This is a genomic window from Acidovorax sp. Leaf191 (assembly GCF_001424425.1).
Taxonomy (GTDB): Bacteria; Pseudomonadota; Gammaproteobacteria; order Burkholderiales; family Burkholderiaceae_C; genus Acidovorax.
On record NZ_LMPT01000002.1, the window covers coordinates 92929 to 105754 of the forward strand.

Sequence of the window (12826 nt, forward strand, 5' to 3'; positions counted from 1 at the left end):
CCTGCGGCGCCTTCCCCCTGAGGGGGACGACGCCCTCGCTGCGGGGCGGCCCTTGGCTTGCGGTCCCCATCGACAGCGCCCGCCGCAGACGCCGCGTAGGGGTTTTGCATAGCCCGCCAGGGGCGCAGGCTGGGTTACGCTGGATTGAGACCTCGTTCTGACACGCCAGCCCCGGCGGCCCGGGCCTCACGAGGCCACCGGCCCGCCGCCAGCCCCACGCCCCGCCACCCATGCCCCACAGCCCCGCGCCCCACGATTTGCTCCCCCCCGAGATCACCGTCCTGGAGCGCGGCTGGCTGTCGGCCAACAACATCCTCTTCATCGGCCAGCACGACACCGCCATCGTGGACACCGGCTACTGCAGCCACGCCGAGCAGACCGTGGCCCTGGTGCAGGACGCCCTGGCGGGCCGAGCGCTCGACCGCGTGCTCAACACCCACCTGCACAGCGACCACTGCGGCGGCAACGCAGCCCTGCAGAAAACCTGGCCCCGCGTGCTGACCGCCATCCCGCCCGGGCAGGCGCGCCACGTGCGGCAGTGGAACGCCTACGCGCTGAGCTACACCCCCACCGGCCAGGAATGCCCGCCGTTTCGCGCCGACACCCTGCTCGACCCCGGCTCCTGCGTGCTGCTGGGCGACAAGCCCTGGCAGGTGCACGCCGCACCCGGCCACGACCCGCATTCGGTGGTGCTGTTCAGCCCGCAGGACCGGGTGCTGATCTCGGCCGACGCGCTGTGGGAAAACGGCTTCGGCGTCGTCTTTCCGGAGCTGGAAGGCGACAGCGCATTCGCCGAGGTGGCCGCCACGCTGGACGTGATCGAGGCCTTGGACCCCCAGGTCGTGATCCCGGGCCACGGCCCCGTCTTCACCGACGCCCCCCGCGCCATCGACGGCGCACGCCGCCGGCTGGACGGCTTTGTGCGCAACCCCACCAAACACGCACTCTATGCGGCCAAGGTGCTGCTGAAATACAAGCTGCTGGAGTGGCAGCAGATCCGCATGGCGGACCTGACTGCCTGGGCCCAGGGCACACCGTATTTCGGCATGCTGCGCGAGACGCATTTTGGGGACCAGGAGGAGGATGCGTGGCTGCAGAGCCTGGCGCAGGACCTGGTGCGGTCGGGGGCGGCGGTGCGGCAGGGGGACGTGCTGCACAACGTGTGAGCCCTTGCAAGGCAGCCATTCCCATGGCCGCCGGAGCTACACAGCTTTCGCCTGGTATTCACGCAATCGCGCCCCGAGGCCCGGCTCCAGGAGCGCATTGAATCGGTCTGCTTCCCGTACGCAGGCGTCAGATCCCTCTGCATACAGAACTGCAATCCAGGTCGGCTCGATGCGTCGCGGTACCGGCTCGGCTTCTTGCCCTAGCGCATACCGCATGGCGCTGACCACCTGCTGGTTCTGCGCAACCTCCGACAACTTGGAGCGCTGGCGTTCCGTTCCGATGGGAGAGGTGTACAGCAATGCGCGAAGGTGAGACAGATTGCGCTTCCATGACTCGCGCAGGGCATCATCGTCGTCTGCAAGCTCGACGATCCGGGTGAGCGCATGGGTATAGCGGGAGAGGTCCGGCCGCTCCCGCAGCAAGCGGAGCGAATCCCGTATCAGCTGAGGCTTGATGCCCACGAGATTCTTCGAGCCGGAATCAAATGCAGCCGACGGGTCCCAATCCGCCCAGATGATGCAGCGGATGAACTCGTCGGCCGATTTCGGCCTCTGGTGGAAGGGATTGCCGAGTGGATGCATGTCAGTCAGTGCATGGAGGGACATCAAGCGGGGCAGCGCGGCAAAGATAGCCTATTCCCCGTGCTTGTACTGCTTGTCGCACCCCATCACATGGTTGTAACTGCTCGACATGCATTGGTAGAACAGCTTCTTGTTGCCCGACGATGACTGGCAGTCCGACACGCTGTACTTGCCCCGGGCCTCGCGGATCTTGGGGGCAGTCTTATCGAACTCTGCTTTGCTCATGTAGCCGTCGCGCACGTTCTTCTGGCCCACTTCCAGCATGGTGTCGGCCTGGTCGTGGATGTTGCCCACGGCGGCGGAGCAGTTGAGGGGCACCTGCTTGCCGTCCACCTTCTGCAGGGCTTTCTTCATGTCTTCGCCGAACTCTTCCACGTCCTTCGGGACTTTCTTGGTGCCGTCGGCGTTGTACTGCTGGCCCGGCTTGCCGGACGCGGATGACGACGACACGCTCTTGGTGGCGCCATTGTTGCTTTGCAGCTTGAGCGGCTCGGCGTCGGCCTTGGACGGTGGCGGCTGGGCGCCATAGTGGGTTTTGCCTTCGGCGTCCACCCATTTGTAGACGGGTTGCGCGTGCGCGCCCCCGAACAGCCCCGACACCACGGCGGCCATGGCCAGCCACTGCAGATTCTTCATCATCTCCACTCCCTCCATCTTTGATTGAAAAATGGCGCTACCGCTTGCTCATCCAGCGGCAGCAGCTCTTATTTTTATAGCATTCCTTTGCAAACCCGCAAAACCGCAGACCTGCAGACCTGCCCACCGCACAAATTACGGCAGGTCCTTGTTCACCTCGGGCGCGGCCGCATCACGCGGGCCGATGGTGCCCAGGCGGCTCTTGAGCGACTGGGGCTGGCCGGTGAGCATGGCGGCGTAGTTGGTGGTGTTGGCCAGCACCTTCTTCACGTAGTCGCGCGTTTCCGCAAAGGGCACGTTTTCGGCCCAGATGGCGGCGTCCAGCACCGGGCCGTTGCGCCAGCTGCGTGGGCGGCCGGGGCCGGCGTTGTAGGCGGCGGCGGCCATGGGCATCGAGCCCGCGAAGTCATCGAGCGCGAGCTTGAGGTACGCGGTGCCGATGGTGATGTTGGTGTCGCGGTCGTTGATCTGGTCGGCGGTGAAGTTGTTCATGCCGATCTTCTTGGCCGTCCAGCGCGCGGTGGCGGGCATGACCTGCATCAGGCCCGAGGCGCCGACGTGGGAGCGCGCGTCCATGATGAAGCGGCTTTCCTGGCGGATGAGGCCGTAGACATACGCCGGGTCCAGGCCGATGCCGTTGGCACGCTCGACCACGGCGCTGCGAAACGGCGTGGGAAAGCGCTGGGTGGTGTCCACCACGCTCTTGGTGCGTTCGCTGGTGTTGATGCAGCGGTCCCACACCTCGCGCTGGCAGGCGAAGTCGGCAGCGGCCAGCAGTTCGCGGTCGGGCATGCCGCCGCTCTGGTGCAGGTTGGTGGTGTAGTTCCACTCGCGCACGCCTTCGCTGCGCAGGCCGAGCAGGATGGCGTACAGCGCTCGGTTCAGGCCCGGGTTCGCGCGGGCGGCGGCTTTTTCTTCGGCCGTGAGGGGGGCGGGTGCGGGCGGTACCGTGATGCGCTGGCCGATTTCTTCGAGCGCAAGTTGCTCGTAGAAGCCGCGCGTGCTGGCGATGCCTTCGAGCAGTTGGCGGGCCTCGGCGCGTTCGGCGTCGGTCACGCGGCCTGTGAGCAGGGAGCGCGCCTTCCAGTACACCCAGGTGCTGTCCTGGCGGCCTTCAGGGCTCATGGCGTTGACCGCCTTGGCCACCGCATTCCACTGGCCGGCGCGCAGGGCGGCGCGCACTTTCCAGCCCAGCAGGTCGTCGTTCAGGTCGGTATCTTTGGTGACGTTGGCAAAGTAGCCGTGGGCGTTGCCCGCCAGCCGCTGTGCGGCGGTCTTGCCAATCACGGCCCAGGCCCAATTGCGCTCTTCGGCCGACAGGTGCACGCCCCATTTGCTGTCGAGCTGGTAGGCCGCGCCGTCCGGGTCGCCGATGGCCAGCTTGAGCAGGGCCAGGAGCACCAGTTCCTGCTTGGCCTTGCCGGAAGCCGTGGCGCGCGAGAGCAAATATTTGCTGGGCGCATCCAGCACGTCCTTGACCTGGGGCAGCGAGTCGGGCGAGACGATCTCGACCGCAGTGCGCACCACACGGGGGCGGTTGGCCTCGATGCCCAGGCGGGCCTTGCGCCACACGTCCAGGGCCGAGAGCTTCTTGTAGCCGTACAGCTCCCGTGCGGCGTGGGTGCAGCCATCGTCGCCGTCGCGCTGGGCATACCAGTTGCTGCGCACGTCCTCGGCCACGGTGGGGCTGGCGGTGCCCTTGATCTGGTCGATCAGCAGGGCGTAGCAGCGCACCTCGCGGTCGTCGGACATGCGGTAGCTCGGGTGCTGCTCGGCAAACTGCGCCCAGTCGCGGCGCTGGCCCAAGAGCAGCAGCCAGTCGTTGCGCAGGCGGTCTTCCTGGTAACTGCCGGCGTAGCGCTGCATAAAGGACTGGATCTCGGCCGGCGAAGCCTCGCCCAGGCGCAGCTTGAGCTCCCAGTAGGCGGCCCAGGGCTCCAGCGCGTGGCCGCGCGCCGAGGGCAGCAGTTGCTCCAGTCTCTTGCGGTCTCCCTTGCGGAAGGCCTGTTGCATCTCGAGCAGGGTATCGTCACCACGGTTTTGCGCCTGGACAAGGGGCGCGGCGGTGGCCAGCAGGGCGCCGGCGAGAAGCGGTGTCAGAATTCGAAACAATTGCATGGGGGAATTATCTGATGGACAAAGCAGCCCTGCGGCGCGCGTTGGTAGAAGAACGCCTGAACCTGCCCGACCGCCTACAGCGGTCCGACCTGTTACAGCAGGTCATGCGCATCTGGCTGGTGAACCGGCCGGACACGGTGATCGGGGCCTATTGGCCCATCAAGGGCGAGTTCGATCCGTTGCCCGCCCTGCACCGCTGGAAGGAAGACGGCGAACTGCTGGACGAGCCCCAGTTGCGCCGCATCGGCCTGCCGGTGGTCAACAAGGTGCACAAGACCCTGACCTTCCACGCCTGGTACCCCGGCTGCCCCATGGAGGAGGACGCCTACGGCATCCCCAAGCCCAAGGACACCGAGGTCATCGTGCCCACCCTGCTGTTCGTGCCCTGCGTGGGCTATGCGCCGGGCGGCTACCGGCTGGGGTATGGCGGCGGTTTCTACGACCGCACGCTGGCCACGCTGCAGCCCAAGCCGTTCACGGTGGGGCTGGGCTTTACCAACGGGTACCTGGACGATTTCGAGCCGGAAGAGTTCGACCTGCCGCTCGACGCGATCCTGAACGACAACGGCGTGGTCTGGCCGGTGGGCTCCCCCTGAAACATCTTCAGCGCCTGCTGTGACGGCGCCCGGCACCGCCGGGTCGCTGCCTCAGCCCACCCGCAGTTCCGAGGCGAAGGCATAGCACTCGCCACCGGCAGGGCGGCGTTTGCAGGCGTACATGGCGCTGTCGGCGGCGCGCAGCAGGTCGGCCAGGGTCACGCCGTCGACCGGGTGGCTGGCGATGCCCAGGCTCATGCCCACGGTGAGTGCGCGGCCTTCGAACATCACGGGCTCGGCGGCGCTGGCGGCCATGCGGCGGGCCATGGCGGCGATCACGTCGCGCGGCGGGGCGCCGGCGATCAGCACCGCGAATTCATCGCCGCCCAGGCGGGCCACCATGTCTTCGGCCCGCAACTGGGCGCGCAGGCGCTGCACCATGGTGGCCAGCACCACGTCGCCCGCGGCGTGGCCGTGGGTGTCGTTCACGCCCTTGAAACCGTCCAGGTCCAGCAGCAGCAGCGCAAACGGCCGGCTCTCCTGGATGGCGGCGCCAGCGCGGCTGGCGAGCCCGGCGCGGTTGGCGGCGCCGGTCAGGGCGTCGGTGCCCAGCGCCTCCACCAATTCTTGCGTGCGCACGGTGAGCGCTTCTTCCGAATTGCGCAGCAGCCGCACGCGCGAGGCCATGGCGGCCGCGAAGACGATGGACTCGGCCACCAGCACGGTCTGGGTCATGTCCATCTGCTGCGGCGTCCAGGCCACCCAGCCCCAGCTGGCCACCACGATGGCGCAGATGCCGATGAGCAGCAGGGTCACCCCCGCCGAATACAGCACGGCCGGCCAGTACCGCCGCCGCATGGCCATCACCGCACCGGCCGTCAGCACCACGGTGGACGCCATGACCGAGGCCTGCACCAGGCGGAACAGCCACAGCGGGTGCGACCCGAGCAGCCCGTACACCGTGGCCAGCGCCAGCGCCGCCACCATGGCCAGCACCACTTTGTCCAGGCGCGGCGCAAAGTGCGACAGCCGCAGGAGGCTGCGCCCGAACATCAGTTTGGAGATGGCCCACAGCGGCGGCGCCACGCTGTAGAAGAAGCCCGCCGCCTCGGGCCAGTGCGCAAACGGGTAGCGCAGCGTGTGGCCGTTGAACCCCGCCAGCGCCAGCAGCGCCCCGGCGCACGACACCAGATACCAGGCGTAGATGCTCTCGCGGAACACCAGCAGCATCACCGTGCTGAACACCACCAGACCGAGCAGCAGGCCGTAGCACACGCCGTCGAACATGCGCTTGTCCTGGGTGGCCTGCAGGTAGTCCGCCAGGTCCCACACCGACGCCGCGTAGAACCGCGCAAAGGTCGACTCCACCCGGAAGTACACCGTGTACACACCCGCGTCGGGCAGCTTGAAGCGCCAGGCCATCTGCTCGGACCCCGCCGGCCGCGTGGACCAGGGGTGGCGCATGCCCGTGACCACCGGCTCGGCCAGCGCCTTGCCCTGGGCGTCGTAGGGGCCGTAGAACCGCAGCTCGTGCGTGGACACGGTGGGCACCAGCAGCAGCCACTCGCGCAGCGCATCGGCCGGGTCGGCCAGCTGCAGGCGCAGCCGGAACCACAGCACCCGGTCGGATTCCGCGCCCCTGAGGGGGTTCTCGGGGTAGGCAAACTGCGCCTCGTTCTCGGGCTGGCGCACCGCCTCGATGGTCATCTGGCGGGTCTTGTCCTCGAACATGCCCATGAACGGCACCACCAGCATGCCGCCGGCGTGCTGGGCGACGGGGGCCGGGGCATCGCGCCCCGCGGGCTGGGCCTGGGCGGTTGCGGCCAGGGCCATGGCGGCCCACACCAGGCCGCGGGCCAGTGCGGCCGCGCTGCGCAGCCACCGCTGGTAAACCACCCTCAGCAAAAAAGCAAAAAAAGACAGCGTCATCAAAGCCGGCCCGGCAGAGATCGGGCGGGAAACCACCTCGAAAGCGGCAGATTGTGCCGCACCCCGGAATTCCCCAGCCGGGCGGAATGGGCGGCTTTTTGGGCTTTGATGCGCAGATGGCATCAAATGACGGGTCATTCAGCATGGATGAACCGCCCATGGCGGCGGTAGCATCAATGCCCCTTACCCAGGCACCAGGTTTTTTCATCCATGCTCAAGCTCTACATCGGCAACAAGAATTACTCCTCGTGGTCCATGCGCCCCTGGGTGCTGCTGCGCCAGGCCGGCATCGCGTTCGATGAAGTCCGCGTGCGCTTCGACAGCTTCGACGCGGATTCCGAATTCAAGCGCGCCATCGGCGCCGTCAACCCCACCGGCAAGGTGCCGGTGCTGGTCGACGGCGACCTGGTGGTGTGGGACACCCTGGCCATCGCCGAATACGCGGCCGAGACGCACCCCGACAAGAAGCTCTGGCCCACCGACCCCAAGGCCCGGGCGCGCGCGCGCAGCATCTGCGCCGAAATGCACAGCGGCTTTTCGGCCCTGCGCAACAACTGCCCCATGAACATCGAGGCCGACCTGCCCGACACCGGCGCGCTGCTGTGGCGCGACAACGCCGGCGTGCGTGCCGACGTGCAGCGCCTGGTGGGCATGTGGAGCGCGCTGCTCGACGAGCATGGCGGCCCGATGCTGTTCGGCGAGTTCACCATCGCCGACGCCTACTTCGCCCCCGTGTGCATGCGCCTGGCGACCTACGCCCTGCCCCTGCCGCTGCAGATCGCCGACTACGTGCAGCGCGTGCGCGCCCTGCCCGGCGTGAAGGCCTGGATCGACGACGCATTGGCCGAAAAGGACTTCCTCGACTTCGAGGAACCCTACCGCCTGGCCCCCGCCAAGCGCTGAGGAGCACTTGTACATGGCAGTCACCATCTACCTGCGCTATGTGCTCAATACCAGCAAGCTCCGGGAGTTCGAGCACTACGGCAAGCTGTGGATCCCGCTGGTCGAGAAATTCGGCGGCCAGCACCACGGCTACTTCATGCCCAGCGAGGGCGCGAACAACATCGCGCTGGCGCTGTTCACCTTCGAGAGCCTGGCAGCCTACGAGGTGTACCGCCAGCAATCGATGCAGGACGCGGAGTGCCTGGCGGCGTTCCGCTACGCCGAGGAGACGGGCTGCATCGTGAGCTATGAGCGGAGCTTTTTCAGGCCGGTTTTCGGGTGACTGAGCCCTGAAGTCCGGCGCCAGAGCTCCGAGCGCGGCGGCCCGCCCGGCACCGCGCTATCTGAACTGCTTGCGCAACTTGGCCTTGTGCCGCGCGATGTGGGCCATCTGCGGCTCGGCGATCGAGCCGCCCAGATCCACGCCGTCGCCGTTGAGCACATCGTTGGCATAGGCCAGCGCCCGCGCCACCACATCGGCCTCGGTCACGCCCTGCTGCTCGGCCATGTCCAGGGCCACGCGGCGCATGGCGCGCTGCGACAGCATCCACATCGCGCCGAAGGCCTCCCAGGCAGCGGCAGATTCCTTGAACTTGTCCCGGTCGCCCAGGATTTCGTTCAAGGGCTTGGCCAGGATTGCTTCCAGGTCCTCCACCTTGGACTTCAGCGCTTCGAACTGCGCCTCGCGCTGCAGTGCGGCCGCCGCAGCGTTGGCCGCGGCGTCCGGCGCCGGGGGCACGGGCACGCTGCCGTCGGGGTTGAGCTGGGCAATGGTCAAGTCGGACGATAGGGACATAGTGGGGCGAATATACGGCGCAGCGCAGGTTCTAAACTCGCCCCATGAAAATCTACATGGTGGGCGGCGCCGTCCGCGACAAGCTGCTGGGCCGCCCGGTGAACGACCGCGACTGGGTGGTGGTGGGCTCCACGCCCGAGCAGATGCTGGCCAGTGGCTACCTGCCCGTGGGCCGCGACTTCCCCGTCTTCTTGCACCCCACGACGCGCGAGGAATATGCGCTGGCCCGCACCGAGCGCAAAAGCGGCCAGGGCTACCGGGGCTTTGCGGTGCACACCGCGCCGGACGTGACGCTGGAGGAAGACCTCTCGCGCCGCGACCTTACTATCAATGCGATAGCAGAAGACATTGACCTATCGAGCGGTAGCGGCCTGTTTGACCCCTACCACGGCGTGCGCGACATCGAAGCGCGCGTGCTGCGCCATGTGACCGACGCCTTCCGCGAAGACCCGGTGCGCATCCTGCGCGTGGCGCGTTTTGCGGCGCGCTTCACCGACTTCACCGTGGCGCCCGAGACCATGCAGCTCATGCGCGAGATGGTGGCCCACGGCGAGGTGGACCACCTGGTGCCCGAGCGTGTGTGGCAGGAGCTGGCGCGCGGCCTGATGGAAGCCAGGCCCTCGCGCATGTTCGAGGTGCTGCGCGAATGCGGCGCGCTGGCCGTGCTGCTGCCCGAGGTGGCGCGCCTGTGGGGCGTGCCGCAGCGCGCCGAATACCACCCCGAGGTGGACACCGGCGTGCACCTGATGATGGTGCTGGACATGTCCGCACGGCTCGACGCCCCGCTGGCCGTGCGCTTTGCCTGCCTGGCGCACGACCTGGGCAAGGGCACCACGCCCGCCGACGTGCTGCCGCGCCACATCGAGCACGAGCAGCGCAGCGCCGAGCTGCTGGTGGACGTGGCCGAGCGCCTGCGCGTGCCGGTGGACTGCCGCGAGACCGCCGACGTGGTGGCCCGTGAACACGGCCACATCCACCGCAGCGGCGAGCTGTCGGCCAGCGCCCTGATGCGCCTGCTGGAGCGCTGCGACGCCATCCGCAAGCCCGCGCGCTTTGCCGACGTGTTGCTGGCCTGCGAGTGCGATGCGCGCGGGCGGCTGCACTTTGAAGAAACGCCCTACCCCCAGCGCCCGCGCCTGCTGGCGGTGCTGGCGGCGGCGCAGTCGGTGGTCACGCGCGACATCGCCGCACAGGCCGCCAGCCGCGGTTTGACCGGACCGCAGGTGGGCGGGTTGATCCACCAGGAGCGCGTGCGGGCCGTGGCGCAGTGGCTGCAAGACGAGAAGCAAGTGACTGAGCCGGGGCAGAAGTAAGAAGCTTCTGCTTCTGCTTCTGCTTCTGCTTCTGCTTCTGCTTCTGCTTCTGCTTCTGCTTCTGCTTCTGCTTCTGCTTCTGCTTCTGCTTCTGCTTCTGCAGGCTTGGCAACGGCCTGCGCCCCTCACAACCGTTCGGGCTGAGCTTGTCGAAGCCGGGGCACGCCGCGTGCCCCACCCCTCGCGCGCGCACCCACCGCAAGCGTGGCACAAGCCTCGCAGCACCTCTAGAATCCGCCTCCTTTGGACCACCCCGTGCGCAGCGGCATTGCCTGCGGGCGGGCCATTGCTCCACCCACCACCGCTCCGCCATGAACCCTCTGCACATCCGCCTGGCCACTCCCGCCGACGCGGACACCATCGCCCCGCTGTTCGACGCCTACCGCCAGTTCTACGACCAGGCGCCCGACCTTGCAGCGGCGCAGCGCTTTATCGCCGACCGGCTCGCACGCGGCGAGTCCAGCATCCTCATGGCGTTCGATGAAACCGGTGCAGCCATCGGCTTTTGCCAGCTCTACCCCACGTTCTGCTCGGTGGAGGCGGCGCCCATCTACACGCTGTACGACCTGTTCGTGGCGCCCACCGCCCGCAAGACGGGAGCAGGCCGCGCCTTGCTGATCGCGGCGCGCGACCACGCACGCGCGCAGGGCAAGGTGCGCATGGACCTGACCACGGCCCACACCAACACCACGGCGCAGTCGCTGTACGAGTCGCTGGGCTGGGTGCACGACACGGTGTTTCGCGCGTACAGCCAGCGGGTGGCTTAGGCGTTCGTTCTCTTTTGCGGATTCGCTCTCGATCAAAACCGTTCGGGCTGAGCTTGTCGAAGCCTCGCCGCGCTTCGACAAGCTCAGCGTGAACGGCTTCGCTTTTTTCGAGCGGGGACCGGCATCAAGGCACGCTCACCAGCGCAACCACCGCGGCCCTGCAATAGCCCCCACGGCCGTCGGCACCGCCATGCCCGCCAGATACCACACCGCGAGAAACGGCGTGGCCATCTCGGGACAGTGCAGCGCATACACCAGCGCCCCCAGCGCCCCAGCCAGCAGGCCGGCCCCAGCGCCCGCCCAGGCCAGGCGCGTGGGTGCCGCGCCTTTCAATGCCCAGAAGCCCGCGGCGAACGCCGGCACCGACAGCACGGCGATGTTGAAGGGGCACGTCCGCCAGGTGCTGCCCAGGATGAGCGGCAGGCGCTCGGCCGGCGCCGCCTGCGCCAGCGTGGCCAGCGCCAGGCCCCACAGCACCAGCGGCGGCAGCGCCAGCCACAGTGCGGCACGACCGGCAGGCACGCCGGGGCGCGCCATGCGCTGCAGCAGCATCAGCCCGGCCGCGGCCAGCGTGCCGGCAAAGGCCAGCTTGCCCCAGAACATGGGCATGGCCATCGTAGCGGCCAGATCGCTGCGCAGCCCGAAAAGCGCCAGCATGAGCACGGAGGCCCCGGCAATGCCGGCGAACGCGGCCACGGCCAGGCGCTGCTCCACCGTGTGGCGGGCCACCGGGTGCGCGTCGGCGGCCAACAGCTCGATCAATTCATCGGTCTTCATCACATTCCCCTGATCTTGGCGGCCAGGGCCTTCAGGCCCCGGTGCACGCCGACTTTGACGGCCGACTCCGACAGGCCGGTGAGCTGTGCGGTCTCGACCACCGACAGCCCCTCGAGCTTCATGTGCACGATGGGCAGGCGCTGGCGGTCGGGCAACTGCTCCAGCAGGCGGCCCAGGTCACGCCGCGCCTCGGCCGCTTCGCTGTCGGTGCTGGCGAACAGGTCGTCGGTGTCGTCCAGCGGCACATGCAGCGCTTCCTTGGCGGCGCGCGAGCGCAGCCAGTCGATGAGCTTGTAGCGCGCAATGGCGTGCACCCAGGCCGTCACCGGCGAGTCGGCCCGGTAGGTGTGGCGCTGGTTGTGCACGGCCAGCAAGGTCTCTTGCACCAGGTCCTCCACCTCGTCGGGCCGCTGCGCGAGGCGGCGGCGCAAAAAGGCACGCAGGTGCGCGCTCAACTCCTTCAGAAATCGCTGGTACGCCGCTGCGTCGGCGTCCAGCCCCTGCAGCAGCAATCCGCGCAGCCGCTCTTCAATGTCCATGGCGTCTCCCTGCTGGGTATTCGTCACAGCGGGCCCTCCGGTTACAGCGGGTGCAAAAAATAAATAAGCGTGTGGATTGGCAGCGCCGTGTAACCCGCGGCGACGCCAGCGCGAATTACAGCGCAGATCGGGTGTTGCAGGGTGCGGGCAGTTGGCTAGTTAGTTGGTCCTGCCCCGCACGTTGCCGCCACCGGTCCGCTTCGATCACTTCCTTATTTATTTATCAAACTCTGTTGGAGAAATTTGCCATGACCACACGCACCCTCAGCCTCGGCGCCCTCGCACTCTCGGCCATTGCCTGCACCTCTGCCCTGGCCCAGGCACCCGCCCAGCCCATGGCCGACGCCGCCAAGCCCGCCATGGAGAAGTGCTACGGCGTGTCGATGGCCGGCAAGAACGACTGCGCTGCCGGCGCCGGCACCACGTGCGCGGGCACGTCCAAGATGGACTACCAGGGCAACGCCTGGAAGTACGTGCCCGCCGGCACCTGCGCCACCCTCAAGACGCCCAAGGGCATGGGTTCGCTGATGCCCATCAAATCCTGAAATGAAGCGCCCCCTGAGGCGCTGCGCGCCTTCCCCCGAAGGGGGACGCACCCGGTGGCCCGGCAAAGCCGGCTCCACGGGTGCACTGGCCTGGTCCGCGCCCGCTTCGTGGGCCGCGGGTGGCGCGCAGCGCCATGGATAACCGATACGGCAAAGCCTCCCCTCACCACTACAGCGATC

At 67.9% G+C, this 12826-nt stretch carries 14 protein-coding genes; 7 read left to right on the forward strand and 7 right to left on the reverse strand.

The window, feature by feature from the left end:
- Positions 1 to 230 precede the first annotated feature (230 nt).
- Complete coding sequence (locus ASG27_RS04270) at positions 231 to 1166, forward strand: MBL fold metallo-hydrolase (protein WP_056414048.1); 936 nt, start codon at positions 231 to 233, stop codon at positions 1164 to 1166.
- Between the two features lie 36 nt (positions 1167 to 1202).
- On the opposite strand, the gene ASG27_RS04275 is transcribed toward ASG27_RS04270, so the two are convergent.
- From ASG27_RS04275 to ASG27_RS04285, 3 genes are all read right to left on the reverse strand, one after another.
- Positions 1203 to 1748: a hypothetical protein gene (locus ASG27_RS04275; RefSeq protein ID WP_156370462.1), complete on the reverse strand. Its 546-nt coding sequence runs from the start codon at positions 1746 to 1748 to the stop codon at positions 1203 to 1205.
- 51 nt (positions 1749 to 1799) lie between these two features.
- Complete coding sequence (locus ASG27_RS04280) at positions 1800 to 2387, reverse strand: DUF4124 domain-containing protein (protein ID WP_056414054.1); 588 nt, start codon at positions 2385 to 2387, stop codon at positions 1800 to 1802.
- Between the two features lie 132 nt (positions 2388 to 2519).
- The gene (locus tag ASG27_RS04285; RefSeq protein ID WP_056414057.1) at positions 2520 to 4502 is read right to left on the reverse strand and encodes a lytic transglycosylase domain-containing protein; all 1983 of its coding nucleotides are present in this window, start codon (positions 4500 to 4502) and stop codon (positions 2520 to 2522) included.
- Between the two features lie 14 nt (positions 4503 to 4516).
- Between ASG27_RS04285 and ASG27_RS04290 the strand changes: the two genes are divergently transcribed.
- On the forward strand, positions 4517 to 5098 hold the full coding sequence (locus ASG27_RS04290; protein WP_056164526.1) for a 5-formyltetrahydrofolate cyclo-ligase: 582 nt from the start codon (positions 4517 to 4519) through the stop codon (positions 5096 to 5098).
- A gap of 51 nt (positions 5099 to 5149) precedes the next feature.
- Here ASG27_RS04290 and ASG27_RS04295 read toward each other — a convergent pair whose 3' ends face one another.
- On the reverse strand, positions 5150 to 6934 hold the full coding sequence (locus ASG27_RS04295) for a diguanylate cyclase (protein WP_235508463.1): 1785 nt from the start codon (positions 6932 to 6934) through the stop codon (positions 5150 to 5152).
- A gap of 243 nt (positions 6935 to 7177) precedes the next feature.
- On the opposite strand from ASG27_RS04295, the gene ASG27_RS04300 reads away from it, so the two are divergent.
- Positions 7178 to 7870, forward strand: coding sequence for a glutathione S-transferase family protein (locus tag ASG27_RS04300; protein ID WP_056414062.1), 693 nt, complete (start codon positions 7178 to 7180; stop codon positions 7868 to 7870).
- Between the two features lie 13 nt (positions 7871 to 7883).
- Positions 7884 to 8192 (forward strand): NIPSNAP family protein, encoded by a 309-nt coding sequence (locus tag ASG27_RS04305; protein WP_056414065.1) that lies wholly within the window; start codon positions 7884 to 7886, stop codon positions 8190 to 8192.
- A gap of 57 nt (positions 8193 to 8249) precedes the next feature.
- Here the strand turns inward: ASG27_RS04305 and ASG27_RS04310 are convergent, their stop codons facing one another.
- Entirely contained in the window at positions 8250 to 8705 is a 456-nt protein-coding gene (locus tag ASG27_RS04310; protein ID WP_056414070.1) for a hypothetical protein, read from the reverse strand.
- Positions 8706 to 8749: 44 nt separating this feature from the next.
- On the opposite strand from ASG27_RS04310, the gene ASG27_RS04315 reads away from it, so the two are divergent.
- On the forward strand, positions 8750 to 10018 hold the full coding sequence (locus ASG27_RS04315; RefSeq protein ID WP_056414071.1) for a multifunctional CCA addition/repair protein: 1269 nt from the start codon (positions 8750 to 8752) through the stop codon (positions 10016 to 10018).
- A 311-nt stretch (positions 10019 to 10329) separates the two neighbouring features.
- Entirely contained in the window at positions 10330 to 10785 is a 456-nt protein-coding gene (locus tag ASG27_RS04320; protein WP_056414074.1) for a GNAT family N-acetyltransferase, read from the forward strand.
- Positions 10786 to 10920: 135 nt separating this feature from the next.
- Here the strand turns inward: ASG27_RS04320 and ASG27_RS04325 are convergent, their stop codons facing one another.
- Positions 10921 to 11562, reverse strand: coding sequence for an NrsF family protein (locus ASG27_RS04325; protein WP_056414077.1), 642 nt, complete (start codon positions 11560 to 11562; stop codon positions 10921 to 10923).
- Positions 11562 to 12128: a sigma-70 family RNA polymerase sigma factor gene (locus ASG27_RS04330; protein WP_255354935.1), complete on the reverse strand. Its 567-nt coding sequence runs from the start codon at positions 12126 to 12128 to the stop codon at positions 11562 to 11564. The genes ASG27_RS04325 and ASG27_RS04330 overlap by 1 nt, the downstream gene beginning before the upstream one ends.
- A 221-nt stretch (positions 12129 to 12349) precedes the next feature.
- Between ASG27_RS04330 and ASG27_RS04335 the strand changes: the two genes are divergently transcribed.
- Complete coding sequence (locus tag ASG27_RS04335; RefSeq protein ID WP_056414230.1) at positions 12350 to 12646, forward strand: BufA1 family periplasmic bufferin-type metallophore; 297 nt, start codon at positions 12350 to 12352, stop codon at positions 12644 to 12646.
- Positions 12647 to 12826 lie beyond the last annotated feature (180 nt).